This window comes from Flavobacterium sp. AK-301, assembly GCF_058310215.1.
Genome location: NZ_JBZEES010000001.1, coordinates 724067 through 738018, shown reverse-complemented (window position 1 = coordinate 738018; position 13952 = coordinate 724067). Strand labels below are relative to the sequence as shown.

Annotated in this window: 20 protein-coding genes; all 20 read left to right on the top strand. The window is 33.2% G+C overall.

Annotated features, from left to right (window positions below; translation table 11 throughout):
- Positions 1 to 3 precede the first annotated feature (3 nt).
- The 20 genes from rpsN (at position 4) to ctlX (ending at position 13807) form a co-directional block, all read left to right on the top strand.
- Positions 4 to 273, top strand: coding sequence for a 30S ribosomal protein S14 (rpsN, locus tag AC4FQX_RS03425; protein ID WP_491166262.1), 270 nt, complete (start codon positions 4 to 6; stop codon positions 271 to 273).
- Between the two features lie 70 nt (positions 274 to 343).
- Complete coding sequence (rpsH, locus tag AC4FQX_RS03420; protein WP_491166261.1) at positions 344 to 742, top strand: 30S ribosomal protein S8; 399 nt, start codon at positions 344 to 346, stop codon at positions 740 to 742.
- 16 nt (positions 743 to 758) lie between these two features.
- The gene (gene rplF, locus AC4FQX_RS03415; protein WP_491166260.1) at positions 759 to 1301 is read left to right on the top strand and encodes a 50S ribosomal protein L6; all 543 of its coding nucleotides are present in this window, start codon (positions 759 to 761) and stop codon (positions 1299 to 1301) included.
- An 11-nt stretch (positions 1302 to 1312) separates the two neighbouring features.
- A complete protein-coding gene (gene rplR, locus AC4FQX_RS03410; protein ID WP_491166259.1) occupies positions 1313 to 1666 on the top strand; it encodes a 50S ribosomal protein L18 in 354 nt (117 codons plus the stop codon).
- 6 nt (positions 1667 to 1672) lie between these two features.
- Complete coding sequence (gene rpsE / locus AC4FQX_RS03405; protein WP_491166258.1) at positions 1673 to 2197, top strand: 30S ribosomal protein S5; 525 nt, start codon at positions 1673 to 1675, stop codon at positions 2195 to 2197.
- Between the two features lie 11 nt (positions 2198 to 2208).
- On the top strand, positions 2209 to 2391 hold the full coding sequence (gene rpmD / locus AC4FQX_RS03400; RefSeq protein ID WP_491166257.1) for a 50S ribosomal protein L30: 183 nt from the start codon (positions 2209 to 2211) through the stop codon (positions 2389 to 2391).
- 11 nt (positions 2392 to 2402) lie between these two features.
- Entirely contained in the window at positions 2403 to 2855 is a 453-nt protein-coding gene (rplO, locus tag AC4FQX_RS03395; RefSeq protein ID WP_491166256.1) for a 50S ribosomal protein L15, read from the top strand.
- Positions 2856 to 2868: 13 nt separating this feature from the next.
- Positions 2869 to 4203, top strand: a complete 1335-nt coding sequence (secY, locus tag AC4FQX_RS03390; RefSeq protein ID WP_491166255.1) for a preprotein translocase subunit SecY — start codon at positions 2869 to 2871, stop codon at positions 4201 to 4203.
- A gap of 7 nt (positions 4204 to 4210) precedes the next feature.
- Positions 4211 to 4426, top strand: coding sequence for a translation initiation factor IF-1 (gene infA, locus AC4FQX_RS03385; protein ID WP_007136545.1), 216 nt, complete (start codon positions 4211 to 4213; stop codon positions 4424 to 4426).
- 11 nt (positions 4427 to 4437) lie between these two features.
- Complete coding sequence (gene ykgO / locus AC4FQX_RS03380) at positions 4438 to 4554, top strand: type B 50S ribosomal protein L36 (RefSeq protein ID WP_072945378.1); 117 nt, start codon at positions 4438 to 4440, stop codon at positions 4552 to 4554.
- 2 nt (positions 4555 to 4556) lie between these two features.
- The gene (rpsM, locus tag AC4FQX_RS03375; protein WP_491166254.1) at positions 4557 to 4931 is read left to right on the top strand and encodes a 30S ribosomal protein S13; all 375 of its coding nucleotides are present in this window, start codon (positions 4557 to 4559) and stop codon (positions 4929 to 4931) included.
- A gap of 11 nt (positions 4932 to 4942) precedes the next feature.
- A complete protein-coding gene (rpsK, locus tag AC4FQX_RS03370) occupies positions 4943 to 5326 on the top strand; it encodes a 30S ribosomal protein S11 (protein WP_491166253.1) in 384 nt (127 codons plus the stop codon).
- Between the two features lie 86 nt (positions 5327 to 5412).
- Positions 5413 to 6018 (top strand): 30S ribosomal protein S4, encoded by a 606-nt coding sequence (gene rpsD / locus AC4FQX_RS03365; RefSeq protein WP_491166252.1) that lies wholly within the window; start codon positions 5413 to 5415, stop codon positions 6016 to 6018.
- A gap of 21 nt (positions 6019 to 6039) precedes the next feature.
- The gene (locus AC4FQX_RS03360) at positions 6040 to 7032 is read left to right on the top strand and encodes a DNA-directed RNA polymerase subunit alpha (RefSeq protein WP_491166251.1); all 993 of its coding nucleotides are present in this window, start codon (positions 6040 to 6042) and stop codon (positions 7030 to 7032) included.
- A gap of 41 nt (positions 7033 to 7073) precedes the next feature.
- Positions 7074 to 7565: a 50S ribosomal protein L17 gene (gene rplQ, locus AC4FQX_RS03355; RefSeq protein WP_491166250.1), complete on the top strand. Its 492-nt coding sequence runs from the start codon at positions 7074 to 7076 to the stop codon at positions 7563 to 7565.
- A gap of 212 nt (positions 7566 to 7777) precedes the next feature.
- A complete protein-coding gene (gene carA / locus AC4FQX_RS03350; protein WP_491166249.1) occupies positions 7778 to 8929 on the top strand; it encodes a glutamine-hydrolyzing carbamoyl-phosphate synthase small subunit in 1152 nt (383 codons plus the stop codon).
- 137 nt (positions 8930 to 9066) lie between these two features.
- Positions 9067 to 10356 (top strand): phosphopyruvate hydratase, encoded by a 1290-nt coding sequence (gene eno / locus AC4FQX_RS03345; RefSeq protein WP_491166248.1) that lies wholly within the window; start codon positions 9067 to 9069, stop codon positions 10354 to 10356.
- 170 nt (positions 10357 to 10526) lie between these two features.
- A complete protein-coding gene (locus AC4FQX_RS03340; RefSeq protein ID WP_491166247.1) occupies positions 10527 to 11810 on the top strand; it encodes a citrate synthase in 1284 nt (427 codons plus the stop codon).
- A 79-nt stretch (positions 11811 to 11889) separates the two neighbouring features.
- A complete protein-coding gene (locus AC4FQX_RS03335; protein ID WP_491166246.1) occupies positions 11890 to 12804 on the top strand; it encodes a dimethylarginine dimethylaminohydrolase family protein in 915 nt (304 codons plus the stop codon).
- A 64-nt stretch (positions 12805 to 12868) separates the two neighbouring features.
- Positions 12869 to 13807, top strand: coding sequence for a citrulline utilization hydrolase CtlX (ctlX, locus tag AC4FQX_RS03330; RefSeq protein ID WP_491166245.1), 939 nt, complete (start codon positions 12869 to 12871; stop codon positions 13805 to 13807).
- Positions 13808 to 13952 lie beyond the last annotated feature (145 nt).

Sequence of the window (13952 nt, the reverse complement as noted above, 5' to 3'; positions counted from 1 at the left end):
GATATGGCTAAAGAATCAATGAAAGCCCGTGAGGTTAAGAGAGAAAAAACGGTAGAAAAGTATGCTGAGAAAAGAAAAGCTTTATTAGAAGCTGGAGACTATCAAGGTTTACAAAAATTACCAAAAAATGCTTCACCTGTTCGTTTGCATAATCGTTGTAAATTAACTGGTAGACCAAGAGGGTATATGCGTCAATTCGGTGTATCTCGTGTTACTTTTCGTGAAATGGCAAATCAAGGATTGATACCAGGAGTTAAAAAAGCCAGCTGGTAAAATAGAATTATAAATTGGTTTCAGGTTCGGTATAAAGCATACCGAAAACCGAAACCGCAAATTAATAAATATGTATACAGATCCTATTGCAGATTATTTGACAAGGGTTAGAAATGCGGTAAGAGCAAATCACAAAGTGGTTGAGATTCCTGCTTCTAATCTTAAGAAAGAAATAACAAAGATCTTATTTGATCAAGGATATATTTTAAGTTACAAATTTGATGACAGCTCTGTTCAGGGTACTATCAAAATCGCTTTAAAGTACGATAAAGAAACTAAAGAGTCGGTAATTAAAGATATCCAAAGAATTAGTAAACCAGGTTTGCGTAAGTATGCTGGTGCTTCTAACTTACCAAGAATCCTTAACGGACTAGGTATTGCGATTGTTTCTACATCAAGAGGATTGATGACAGGAAAACAAGCTAAGCAATTAAATGTTGGTGGCGAAGTAATTTGTTACGTATACTAATTAAACAGACTTAACAATGTCAAGAATAGGTAAAAATCCAATTGTAATCCCTGCAGGAGTAACTGTCGAAGTTAAAGATGCTGTTGTTACAGTTAAAGGAAAATTAGGTCAACTTACACAGGATATTACTGATATCACTGTAAAAGTTGAAGATGGCCAAGTTATGGTTGAAAGATCATCTGATAATAAAGATGAGAGAGCAAGACATGGTTTATATAGATCATTAATTAACAATATGATTATTGGTGTATCTGAAGGTTTTACTAAACAATTAGAACTTGTTGGAGTAGGTTTTAGAGCTTCTAATCAAGGACAAAAACTTGATTTAGCTCTTGGATATTCACACAATATTGTGTTAGAAGTTGCTCCAGAAGTAATTGTAGAGACTGTATCTGAAAAAGGTAAGAATCCAATAGTAAAATTAACTTCTTTCGATAAACAACTTTTAGGTCAGGTTGCGGCAAAAATTAGAAGTTTCCGTAAACCTGAACCATACAAAGGAAAGGGTGTTAAATTCGTAGGTGAAGTATTAAGAAGAAAAGCAGGTAAATCAGCTTAAAAAATAAGATTATGTCATTAACAAAATCTGAAAGAAGACAGAGAATCAAGTTCAGAATAAGAAAGATTGTAAGCGGTACTGCTGCAAAACCAAGACTTTCTGTATTCAGAAGTAATAAAGAAATCTATGCTCAGCTCATAGACGATGCAAATGGAGTTACATTAGTAGCTGCTTCTTCTCGAGAGAAAGAAGTAAATACAAAAGGTACAAACATTGAAACTGCAACTGCTGTAGGCAAACTTGTAGCAGATAAGGCTTTGAAAGCTGGGATAGAAAATGTTACTTTCGATAGAGGAGGTTATTTATATCACGGTCGTGTTAAATCATTAGCAGAAGGCGCTAGAGCGGCTGGACTTAAATTCTAAGAAACTATGTATCATAAATACAAAAACGTAGAGTTAGTAAAACCAAGCGGCCTTGAATTAAAGGACCGTTTGGTAAATGTAAACCGTGTTACTAAGGTTACAAAAGGTGGTCGAGCTTTTGGCTTTTCTGCTATTGTAGTTGTAGGTGACGAAAACGGTGTAGTAGGTCACGGTTTAGGGAAATCTAAAGATGTTTCTGAAGCAATTGCAAAAGCAGTAGAAGACGCAAAGAAAAACTTAGTAAGAATTCCTTTGAATAACAAAACTGTTCCGCATGAACAAAGAGGTAAATACAGTGGTGCACGTGTACTTTTAATTCCTGCTTCTCCTGGTACAGGGGTTATTTCAGGAGGTTCTGTTCGTTCAGTACTTGAAGCAGTAGGTATTCATGATGTATTATCTAAATCTCAAGGTTCTTCTAATCCTCATAATGTAGTAAAAGCAACTTTTGATGCTTTATTACAAATGAGAAGTGCGGTTACAATTGCGAAACAAAGAGGTATTTCTTTAGATAAAGTTTTTAAAGGTTAATTCAAGGTATTATGGCAAAGATAAAAGTAACACAAGTTAGAAGCAAAATCAATTGTCCTCTTACACAAAAGAGAACACTTGAGGCTTTAGGTCTTCGTAAATTAGGACAAGTTGTTGAACATGATGCAACTTCTCCTGTCCTTGGAATGGTAAATAAAGTTAAACACTTAGTTTCTGTTGAAGAAATTAAATAACAATTATAGTTATGAATTTAAATAACTTACAACCAGCTGAAGGATCAGTACACAACCAAAATAAAAGAGTTGGTAGAGGAGAAGGTTCAGGTAAAGGTGGTACTTCTACAAAAGGACACAAAGGAGCTAAATCTCGTTCTGGATATTCTAAAAAGATAGGTTTTGAAGGAGGTCAGATGCCACTTCAAAGACGTGTACCTAAGTTTGGTTTCAAGAACATCAATCGTAAAGAATATGAAGGTGTTAATCTTGATACTCTTCAATTACTAGTAGATAATGGAATAATTACCGATACTGTTGATATGACAGTTTTTGTAGAGAACCGTTTAGCTACTAAAAATGAAATCGTTAAGATTTTAGGGAGAGGAGAATTAAAAGCAAAATTAAAGGTAACTGCTCATAAATTTACTGCTACTGCAAAGGCTGCTATTGAAGCTGCTGGTGGTGAAGCAGTAACATTATAATCAATCTACCAAGATGAAGAAATTTATTGAATCACTAATTAATGTCTGGAAAATTGAAGAATTAAAAAACAGAATTCTAATTACTTTAGGTCTGTTATTAGTTTATCGATTTGGAGCTCAAGTAACTCTTCCGGGGATTGATGCTAGTCAATTACAAAATTTATCAAATCAAACGGATCAAGGAATTGGTTGGTTGATCAATGTATTTACAGGTGGTGCGTTTTCGCAGGCATCTGTATTTGCATTGGGTATTATGCCTTATATTTCTGCTTCTATTGTAGTTCAGTTGATGGGAATAGCAGTTCCTTATTTACAAAAATTACAAAAAGATGGAGAAAGCGGTAGAAAGAAAATGAACCAGATTACAAGATGGTTAACAATAGGTATTACATTAGTTCAAGGTCCTGGTTATATCTATAACCTTTACAGAACTTTACCTGCAGATGCTTTCTTGTTAGGTTTTAGTTCTTTTTCATTCTTATTCTCATCCGTAATAATTCTGGTTACAGGTACTATTTTTGCTATGTGGTTAGGAGAAAAAATTACAGATAAAGGAATTGGAAATGGAATTTCACTATTGATTATGGTAGGGATTCTTGCAAGAATGCCACAGGCATTTATTCAAGAATTTTCTTCTAGAGTAACTGAAAACAATGGAGGTCCTATGCTAATTGTCTTAGAAGTAATAATCTGGTTACTAATTATAGTAGCTTGTATTCTTCTTGTTATGGCTGTTAGAAAAATTCCGGTTCAATATGCCAGACGTACAGTGTCAGGTGAATTTGAACAAGGAAATAGACAATGGATTCCTTTAAAGTTGAATGCTTCTGGTGTAATGCCGATCATTTTTGCTCAGGCTATCATGTTTATTCCTGCTGCAGTTGCTGGTTTATCTGCTTCAGATACAGCCAAAACAGTAAGCGGAGCCTTCCAAAACATATTTGGTTTTTGGTATAATTTTGTTTTTGCTGTTTTAATCATAGTTTTTACGTACTTTTACACCGCAATTACAGTACCGACAAATAAAATGGCAGATGATTTAAAGAGAAGTGGTGGATTTATTCCTGGAATTAAACCAGGAGTTGAAACTTCTGATTTTTTAGATAAAGTAATGTCCTTAATAACATTTCCAGGATCATTATTCTTGGCTTTAATAGCTGTGTTCCCAGCAATTATTGTTAGTATAATGGGAGTACAATCCTCTTGGGCATTGTTTTACGGCGGTACTTCATTGTTAATTATGGTTGGAGTTGCAATAGATACTATTCAGCAGATCAATTCATATTTGTTAAATAGACATTATGATGGTTTGATGAAAAGTGGTAAAAACAGAAAAGCAGTAGCTTAAATTTTTTATGGCAAAACAATCAGCAATAGAACAAGACGGATCAATTATTGAAGCATTATCAAATGCTATGTTCCGTGTGGAATTAGAAAACGGGCATATTGTAATCGCTCATATTTCTGGAAAAATGCGAATGCATTATATTAAGTTATTACCTGGTGATAAAGTAAAACTGGAAATGAGCCCTTATGATTTGTCTAAAGCAAGAATTACTTATAGATATTAAAGGCTATTCAAATGAAAGTAAGAGCATCAGTTAAAAAAAGAAGTCCCGAGTGCATTATTGTGCGAAGAAAAGGGAGATTGTACGTAATTAACAAAAAGAATCCTAGATTTAAACAAAGACAAGGATAGTTATGGCAAGAATTGCAGGGGTAGATATACCAAAAAACAAGAGAGGCGTTATCGCTTTAACCTATATCTTCGGAATAGGAAAAAGTAGAGCGATAGAGATTTTAGAAAAAGCTCAAGTTAGCCAAGATAAAAAAGTTCAAGACTGGAATGATGACGAGATCGGAGCAATTCGTGAAGCTGTATCATATTTCAAAATTGAGGGAGAATTACGTTCAGAGATTTCATTAAATATTAAACGTTTAATGGATATCGGATGTTATAGAGGTATCCGTCATAGATCAGGACTTCCTTTAAGAGGTCAAAGAACTAAGAACAACTCTAGAACAAGAAAAGGTAAAAGAAAAACAGTTGCAAACAAGAAAAAAGCAACTAAATAATAAGTAGTAGTATGGCAAAAGCAAGTGCAAAAAAGCGTAAAGTTGTTGTTGAATCAACTGGTGAAGCTCATATTAGTGCAACTTTTAACAATATCATCATCTCTTTGACAAACAAAAAAGGTGAAGTTATTTCTTGGTCTTCAGCAGGTAAAATGGGTTTTAGAGGTTCTAAAAAGAATACTCCATACGCAGCTCAAATGGCCGCAGAAGATGCTAGTAAAGTTGCTCTTGAAGCTGGACTGAAAAAAGTGAAGGTTTATGTTAAAGGTCCGGGAAATGGTAGAGAATCTGCTATTAGATCTTTACATAACGGAGGAATCGAAGTAACGGAAATCATTGATGTTACTCCACTTCCACATAATGGATGTCGTCCTCCGAAAAGAAGAAGAGTTTAATATTAATAGTATAACCTAGGTAGGTAATAGATTATCGGAGGATTAGACCTGAATTCATAATCACCTACCTTTTTTAAATTTTAGAAATGGCAAGATATACTGGTCCAACAACTAAAATAGCTCGTAAATTTGGCGAAGCTATATTCGGTGACGATAAGTCATTTGAAAAAAGAAATTACCCTCCAGGACAACATGGAATGGCTAAGAAGAGAGGTAAAAAATCTGAATACGCAATTCAATTAATGGAAAAGCAAAAAGCGAAGTACACTTATGGAATTTTAGAGCGTCAGTTTAGAAACCTTTTTGATAAAGCTAGTAGTAGTAAAGGTATTCCTGGTGAAGTATTGTTACAACTATGTGAGTCTAGATTAGACAACGTTGTATACAGAATGGGTATCTCTCCTTCAAGAAGAGCGGCAAGACAAATCGTTTCTCATAGACATATTACTGTTAATGGGGAAGTGGTGAATATTCCTTCTTACCAATTAAAGGTAGGTGATAAAGTAGCAGTTCGCGAAAAATCAAAATCACTAGATGCTATCGAAAGATCTTTATCTAATTCAAGTCATGTATACGAATGGATAACATGGAATAATGATACTAAAGAAGGTACTTTTGTTTCTGTGCCTGCTAGACTTCAGATTCCAGAAAACATTAAAGAACAACTAATCGTAGAATTGTATTCTAAATAATAATTGACATTAGTCGAAAGTATGGCAATATTTAATTTTCAGAAGCCCGATAAAGTTATCATGATCGATTCAACCGATTTTGAAGGTAAATTTGAATTTAGACCTTTAGAACCTGGTTATGGATTGACTGTTGGTAATGCACTTAGAAGAGTTTTACTTTCTGCATTGGAAGGTTATGCAATCACATCTGTTCGTATCGAAGGTGTTGATCATGAATTTTCTACCATTCCTGGTGTAGTTGAAGATGTTACCGAGATTATTTTAAATTTAAAGCAAGTTCGTTTTAAACGTCAGATAGAAGATGTAGATAATGAATCTGTTACAATTTCAATTTCTGGAAAAGAACAACTTACAGCAGGAGATTTTCAAAAATTTATTTCAGGATTTCAGGTTCTTAATCCAGAATTAGTAATCTGTAATCTAGATAGTAAAGTTAACTTGAATGTTGAGTTAACAATTGAAAAAGGAAGAGGATATGTTCCTGCAGAAGAGAACAAAAAACAGAATGCAGCAATTGGAACAATTTTTACTGACTCAATCTTTACACCTGTAAAGAATGTAAAGTATTCAATTGAAAACTTCCGTGTTGAGCAAAAAACCGATTATGAAAAATTAGTTTTTGAAATCAAAACAGATGGTTCTATTCATCCAAAAGATGCTTTAACTGAAGCTGCAAAAACATTGATTCACCATTTCATGTTGTTTTCCGATGAAAGAATAACACTTGAGGCTGACGAAATTGCTCAAACAGAATCATATGATGAAGAGTCATTACATATGAGACAACTGCTTAAAACGAAGCTTGTTGATATGGACTTATCTGTTAGAGCATTAAATTGTTTAAAAGCGGCTGAAGTTGATACATTAGGCGACTTAGTATCATTTAATAAAAATGACTTAATGAAATTCCGTAATTTTGGTAAAAAATCTTTAACAGAGCTGGATGAACTTGTAGCGGTTAAAAATTTACATTTCGGAATGGATTTAGCTAAATATAAATTAGATAAAGAATAAAATCTAATCCGCCTTTTGGCGAGATTAAATTGTAGATAGCAATGAGACACGGAAAAAAATTCAATCACTTAGGCAGACAGACAGCACATAGAAAATCTATGCTAGCTAATATGGCTTGTTCTTTAATCGAGCACAAGCGTATCAATACCACTGTTGCTAAGGCCAAAGCTCTTAAGCAATTTGTAGAGCCTTTGATCACAAAATCAAAAGAAGATACTACTCATAACAGACGTATTGTTTTCTCTTATTTAAGAAGTAAATATGCTGTAACTGAATTATTCAGAGATGTAGCTGCTAAAGTAGGAGATCGTCCAGGTGGTTATACCCGTATTATCAAATTAGGTAATCGTTTAGGGGATAATGCAGATATGGCAATGATCGAACTAGTAGATTTTAACGAACTTTACACTGGTGGTAAAAAAGAAGTTAAAAAAGCAAAAAGTCGTCGTGGTGGTAAAGCAAAAAAAGCTGAAGGTACTCCTGAAGCTCCGACTGCTGAAACTGCTTCTGATAAAACTGAAGCTACTGAATAATCATGAACAGATGATATTCATAATAACAAAGGATAAACTTTTTTTAGTTTATCCTTTTTTTTTGATTTAAATTTGCCAAACTTAAAAAATGTATAGACACATTTATATTCAGTACAATAAGTTAAGTTTGGTTTTGTAATTAGCTTTAAAGTTTCTTTGAAATAAAGACTAATAAATAATTAGCTGTTTTAACAACACAATAAATACTTTACATGAAATACACAAATCGTAATCAAGCTATTCTACTGTTAAGCGACGGAACTATTTTTCACGGAAAATCTATTGGTATCCAAGGAACAGTTTTTGGAGAAGTATGTTTCAACACCGGGATGACAGGATATCAGGAAATTTTTACTGATCCGTCTTATTTTGGTCAGATTATGGTAGCTACTAATCCGCATATTGGTAATTATGGAGTAAATGATAAAGAAGTTGAATCTGAGTCAATTAAAATTTCAGGATTAGTTTGTAAAAATTTTAGTTTTGATTATTCAAGAGAAAAGGCTTCCGGAAGTTTAGAAGATTATTTTGCAAAACATAATTTAGTAGTAATTTCAGATGTTGATACAAGAGCACTGGTAAGTTACATTAGAGATAATGGAGCAATGAATGCTTTAATATCAACAGAAGTTAATGATATAGAGAAATTAAAAAAACAATTAGCAGAAGTGCCAAATATGGAAGGTTTAGAATTAGCTTCTAAAGTTTCCACTGCTGAACCTTATTATTATGGAGATGCGGACGCAACTTATAAAATTGCAGCATTAGATCTTGGGATTAAAAAGAATATTTTACGAAACTTTGCTAAGAGAGATTGTTATATTAAAGTATTCCCTTATGATGCTACTTATGAGATGTTAAGTGAATTTAATCCGGATGGATATTTTCTGTCTAATGGTCCCGGAGATCCTGATCCTTTATTCGGAGTACAGGAAGTAGCAAAAAAGATATTGGAAAATAATAAACCTTTATTTGGTATTTGTTTGGGACATCAGATAATTGCTTTGGCTAATGGTATATCTACTTATAAGATGTTTAATGGGCATAGAGGAATAAACCATCCTGTAATGAACCTGGTTTCTGGAAAAGGAGAGATTACTTCTCAAAACCACGGTTTTGCAGTGGTGAAAGAAGAACTGGAGAGAAATGTTGATTTTGAAATTACTCATGTGCATTTAAATGATGGTACTGTCGCGGGGATGAAGATGAAGAATAAAAATTGTTTTTCAGTTCAGTATCATCCTGAAGCAAGTCCCGGTCCTCATGATTCTTCTTATTTATTTGATCAGTTTATTGAGAATATAAAGAAACATAATAGAGATTTTTTACTCAAAAGTGATAAAATAGATCATAATAATTTTTAAGAATAAAAATTGTTATGAACTAAAACGTTTGAATTTTTTATAGAAGGTTTAATTTATCCTTATATAGTTTTCAGATACAATATAATTTTATACTTTTCAGAGGAAATAGACTTAAGTAATAACAAATAGTTGAAAATATGAGTATTATTATTAAAATTCACGCAAGGCAAATTCTTGATTCGAGAGGAAATCCAACAATAGAAGTAGATGTCATAACAGAAACAGGAGTGCTTGGAAGAGCGGCGGTTCCATCTGGTGCTTCAACAGGAGAACATGAGGCTGTTGAGCTTAGAGACGGTGGAAATGCATACATGGGCAAAGGAGTTTCTAAGGCAATTGAGAATGTAAATACAACTATTGCAGAAAACTTATTAGGAGTTTCTGTTTTTGAACAAAATCTGATTGATCAGATTATGATAGATTTAGATGGTACCCCTAATAAATCTAAATTAGGAGCAAATGCTATTTTAGGAGTTTCTCTGGCAGCAGCAAAAGCGGCTGCAAATGAGTTAGGGATGCCTTTGTATAGATATGTAGGAGGTGTAAGTGCAAATACTTTACCGGTACCGATGATGAATATCATTAACGGAGGGTCGCATTCTGATGCGCCGATTGCATTTCAGGAATTTATGATTATGCCGGTAAAAGCTAAAAATTTTACTCATGCAATGCAGATGGGGACAGAAATTTTTCATAATCTAAAAAAAGTGTTGCATGACAGAGGTTTAAGTACTGCTGTTGGGGATGAAGGAGGTTTTGCACCTACGTTAGATGGCACTGAAGATGCGTTAGAAACAATCATTCAAGCTATTGGAAATGCAGGTTATAAAGCAGGTGATGAAGTTATGATCGCTTTGGATTGTGCTTCTGCTGAATTCTATGAAAACGGAAAATACGATTATACTAAATTTGAGGGAGATAAAGGAAAGATAAGAACTTCTCACGAACAAGCTGATTATTTAGCAGAATTAGTTTCTAAGTATCCTATTATTTCTATTGAGGACGGAATGGATGAAAATGATTGGGATGGATGGAAGTATTTAACAGATAAAATAGGAAATAAAGTTCAGTTGGTTGGAGATGATTTGTTCGTAACGAATGTAGAACGATTAGAAAGAGGTATTGAAAACGGTATTGCCAATTCTATTCTGATTAAAGTAAATCAGATAGGAACATTAACAGAAACAATTGCAGCGGTTAATATGGCGCATAACGCGGGTTATACTTCTGTGATGTCTCATCGTTCAGGAGAAACAGAAGATAATACAATTGCAGACCTTGCAGTTGCATTAAACACAGGTCAGATTAAGACCGGTTCGGCTTCGCGTAGTGATCGTATGGCAAAATATAATCAATTACTTAGAATTGAGGAAGAATTAGCTGATGTAGCTTATTTTCCAAAAGAGAAAGCTTTTAAAATAAAGTAATTTTATTTTAAATCAATTTAGAATTTGGGCCAATGTTAAATCATTGGCCTTTTTCTCTTATTTATATAATTGTTAACAAAATAGGTGTTCTGTTTCCTTTACAGTTAAGGGTAAATTACTTAAATTCGCAGATACATTAATTTAATTTACATTTAACTCCTAATAATATCATGTCAAAAACAGCAGTATTAGAGATTGATGGCAAAAAATATGAGTTTCCTGTTATCGTGGGAACTGAAAATGAAGTTGCTATTGATATCGACAAGTTACGTAGCGCAACAGGTGCTATAACACTTGACCCTGGCTTTAAAAATTCAGGTTCTTGTGAAAGTGGAATTACTTACCTTGATGGAGAAAAAGGGATTTTACGATATAGAGGTTATTCAATTGAAGATTTAGCAGAAAAGTCTAGTTTTCTTGAAGTTTCATTTTTATTGGTTTTCGGAGAATTACCTACAAAAGCTCAGTTAGAAAAATTCGAAAAAGATATTCGAAAATATACTTTAGTAAATGAAGAAATGAAAAACATCATCGATGGCTTTCCTAAAACAGCTCATCCAATGGGAGTGTTAGCTTCATTAACAAGTGCACTAACTGCTTTTAATCCTAAATCAGTAAATGTAGAGAATGAAAAAGAAATGTATGAAGCAGTGTGCAAAACTATGGGGAAATTCTTAGTTATCGCAACCTGGACGTACAGAAAAAAAGAAGGTTATCCTTTAAATTATTATGATAATACAAAAGGTTATGTAGATAATTTTTTAAACTTAATGTTTGCATTACCTACAGAACCGTACAAGATAGATCCTATTATTGCTAATGCATTAGATAAATTATTTATTCTTCATGCAGATCACGAGCAAAACTGTTCTACTTCTACAGTAAGAATGGTTGGTTCATCACATGCAGGTTTGTTTGCTTCCGTTTCTGCAGGAGTTTCTGCTTTATGGGGACCGCTTCACGGGGGAGCTAATCAGGCGGTATTAGAAATGTTAGAAGAAATAGCTAAAAACGGAGGAGATACAGATAAATATTTTGCAAAAGCAAAAGACAAAGACGATCCTTTCCGATTAATGGGCTTTGGGCACAGAGTGTATAAAAACTTCGATCCGAGAGCCAGAATTATTAAAGCAGCAGCAGATAAAGTATTAGAGATATTAGGAATTGATGATCCGATCTTGGAAATTGCTAAAAAATTAGAAAAAGCAGCATTAGAAGACGAATATTTCAAATCAAGAAACTTATATCCGAATGTTGATTTCTATTCAGGAATCATCTATCGAGCATTAGGTATTCCAACTGAAATGTTTACAGTAATGTTTGCTATCGGACGTTTACCGGGTTGGATTGCTCAATGGAAAGAAATGAGAGAAAATAAAGAGCCGATAGGACGTCCCCGCCAGGTTTTTATAGGGCATCCGTTGAGAGACTTCAAAACTATTGATAAAAGATAATCTGTCAAAATTCAATATTCGAAAAAGCTTCACCAATCGTGAAGCTTTTTTTTTATATTTGCTAAAAGCCCCATAGACTATGTTATCATTAAATGTAAAGAACGAAACATCAAGATTAAGAGCTGTAGTTTTAGGAACAGCAGAGAATAATGGACCGACTCCGACGAAAGAAGAGGCTTATGATCCAAAATCATTAGAACATATTATAGCGGGGACTTACCCTGTTGAGAAAGATATGATTAAAGAGATGGAAGCTTTTAATGCTGTTTTTGAAAAATATGATGTTAAAGTATATCGTCCTGAAATAATTGAGAACTGTAATCAGATCTTTTGTCGTGATATAGGTTTTGTTATTGATGATATTTTTATCAAAGCAAATATTTTACCCGATCGTGAGAAAGAACTAGATGCAATCCAGTATGTTATAGATCAGATCAAACCTAGTCTTGTCGTAAGACCTCCTGAAGAAGTCCATATTGAAGGAGGAGATGTGATGCTTTGGGATGACTATATTTTTGTAGGTACTTATAAAGGGAGTGATTATAAAGATTATATAACTGCCCGTACAAATATGGAAGGAGTTGCTTTTCTGAGGTCTCTTTTTCCTGATAAAATTGTAAAAGAATTTGATTTAGTGAAATCAAAAATAGAAGCTCGTGATAATGCTTTACATCTGGATTGTTGTTTTCAGCCGGTAGGTAAGAATAAAGGTGTTATTTATAAAAGAGGTTTCCGTGAAGAAGCAGATTATTTATTTTTGGTTGATCTTTTTGGTAAAGAGAACTTATTCCATATTGAAAGAGATGAAATGTACAATATGAATTCAAATGTGTTTTCTATTGCTCCGGATGTTGTAGTATCTGAAAGAAATTTCACCAGATTAAATAACTGGCTTCGGGAGCAGGGATTTATTGTTGAAGAAATTCCTTATGCAGAAATAGCAAAACAGGAAGGTCTTTTGCGTTGTTCAACTTTACCTTTGATTCGAGATTAAATTTAATTATTATTTACGCCTAGAGTTTTTTACTCTTTTAAATATATTATAAATTATTTATATAATGAAACAAACTACTAATTCTATATTGATGATTCGTCCGGTTGCCTTTCGTATGAATGAACAGACAGCTGTAAATAATTATTATCAGAAAGTACTTGATAATCTTTCACCGATAACCGTAAATACACAAGCTCAGCAGGAATTTGATAATTTTGTTGAGAAATTAAAAGAAGTAGGCGTTAACGTAATTGTTGTAGAAGATACTTTAAATCCAGATACACCGGATTCCATATTTCCTAATAATTGGATTTCATTTCATGAAAATGGTGATGTTGCTTTGTATCCTATGTTTGCTAAAAACAGACGTTTAGAAAGAAGAGAAGATATTCTTGATATTCTGGAAGAGAAAGGTTTTAAAATTAATAATATTGTTGATTATACCTCTGCTGAAGAAGATAGCATTTTTTTAGAAGGAACAGGCAGTTTACTTTTGGATAGAGCAAACGGGAAAGCATATTGTGCTTTATCTCCACGAGCAGATGAAGAACTAATGATTGAGTTCTGTGAAGATTTTGAATATACACCTGTAATTTTTGAAGCATTTCAAACTGTTGAAAAAGAACGAAAATTGATTTATCATACTAATGTAATGATGTGTTTAGGAGAAACATTTTCTGTAATCTGTCTGGATAGTATAGATGATAAGAAAGAGCGTAAAATGGTTGTTGATAGTTTGAAATCAGATGGAAAAGAAATAATTGCAATAACAGAAGATCAGGTAAATAATTTTGCAGGTAATATGTTAGAGGTACGAGGAAAAGATGATAAGAGATATCTTATTATGAGTGCATCAGCACATCAGAGTTTAACAAAAACACAAATTACAGCTATTGAAAAACATTGTGTGATATTGAGTTCAAGTTTAGATACAATTGAGGCTTGTGGAGGTGGAAGTGCCCGATGTATGATGGCAGAGATCTTTTTACCAAAAATCGAATAGTTGTCAAAAATAAAAGACAAATTAAATAGATCTAGATTGTTTATATATTATTGATAATCCATTAAAGTAACTAAAACAAATACTATAGTTAAGAACTTGATTGTTGTAACTGATTAGATATTTTTGAATATAAAAGGACTACTGT

Excerpts from the sequence above, each read along its gene's own strand:
- ctlX (WP_491166245.1), top strand. The coding sequence starts at position 12,869 with ATGAAACAAACTACTAATTCTATATTGATGATTCGTCCGGTTGCCTTT.
- rplQ (WP_491166250.1), top strand. The coding sequence starts at position 7,074 with ATGAGACACGGAAAAAAATTCAATCACTTAGGCAGACAGACAGCACAT.
- rpmD (WP_491166257.1), top strand. The coding sequence starts at position 2,209 with ATGGCAAAGATAAAAGTAACACAAGTTAGAAGCAAAATCAATTGTCCT.
- AC4FQX_RS03360 (WP_491166251.1), top strand. The coding sequence starts at position 6,040 with ATGGCAATATTTAATTTTCAGAAGCCCGATAAAGTTATCATGATCGAT.
- rpsK (WP_491166253.1), top strand. The coding sequence starts at position 4,943 with ATGGCAAAAGCAAGTGCAAAAAAGCGTAAAGTTGTTGTTGAATCAACT.
- rpsN (WP_491166262.1), top strand. The coding sequence starts at position 4 with ATGGCTAAAGAATCAATGAAAGCCCGTGAGGTTAAGAGAGAAAAAACG.
- infA (WP_007136545.1), top strand. The coding sequence starts at position 4,211 with ATGGCAAAACAATCAGCAATAGAACAAGACGGATCAATTATTGAAGCA.
- AC4FQX_RS03340 (WP_491166247.1), top strand. The coding sequence starts at position 10,527 with ATGTCAAAAACAGCAGTATTAGAGATTGATGGCAAAAAATATGAGTTT.
- rpsM (WP_491166254.1), top strand. The coding sequence starts at position 4,557 with ATGGCAAGAATTGCAGGGGTAGATATACCAAAAAACAAGAGAGGCGTT.
- AC4FQX_RS03335 (WP_491166246.1), top strand. The coding sequence starts at position 11,890 with ATGTTATCATTAAATGTAAAGAACGAAACATCAAGATTAAGAGCTGTA.
- secY (WP_491166255.1), top strand. The coding sequence starts at position 2,869 with ATGAAGAAATTTATTGAATCACTAATTAATGTCTGGAAAATTGAAGAA.
- rplR (WP_491166259.1), top strand. The coding sequence starts at position 1,313 with ATGTCATTAACAAAATCTGAAAGAAGACAGAGAATCAAGTTCAGAATA.
- rpsE (WP_491166258.1), top strand. The coding sequence starts at position 1,673 with ATGTATCATAAATACAAAAACGTAGAGTTAGTAAAACCAAGCGGCCTT.
- eno (WP_491166248.1), top strand. The coding sequence starts at position 9,067 with ATGAGTATTATTATTAAAATTCACGCAAGGCAAATTCTTGATTCGAGA.
- ykgO (WP_072945378.1), top strand. The coding sequence starts at position 4,438 with ATGAAAGTAAGAGCATCAGTTAAAAAAAGAAGTCCCGAGTGCATTATT.
- carA (WP_491166249.1), top strand. The coding sequence starts at position 7,778 with ATGAAATACACAAATCGTAATCAAGCTATTCTACTGTTAAGCGACGGA.
- rplO (WP_491166256.1), top strand. The coding sequence starts at position 2,403 with ATGAATTTAAATAACTTACAACCAGCTGAAGGATCAGTACACAACCAA.
- rplF (WP_491166260.1), top strand. The coding sequence starts at position 759 with ATGTCAAGAATAGGTAAAAATCCAATTGTAATCCCTGCAGGAGTAACT.
- rpsD (WP_491166252.1), top strand. The coding sequence starts at position 5,413 with ATGGCAAGATATACTGGTCCAACAACTAAAATAGCTCGTAAATTTGGC.
- rpsH (WP_491166261.1), top strand. The coding sequence starts at position 344 with ATGTATACAGATCCTATTGCAGATTATTTGACAAGGGTTAGAAATGCG.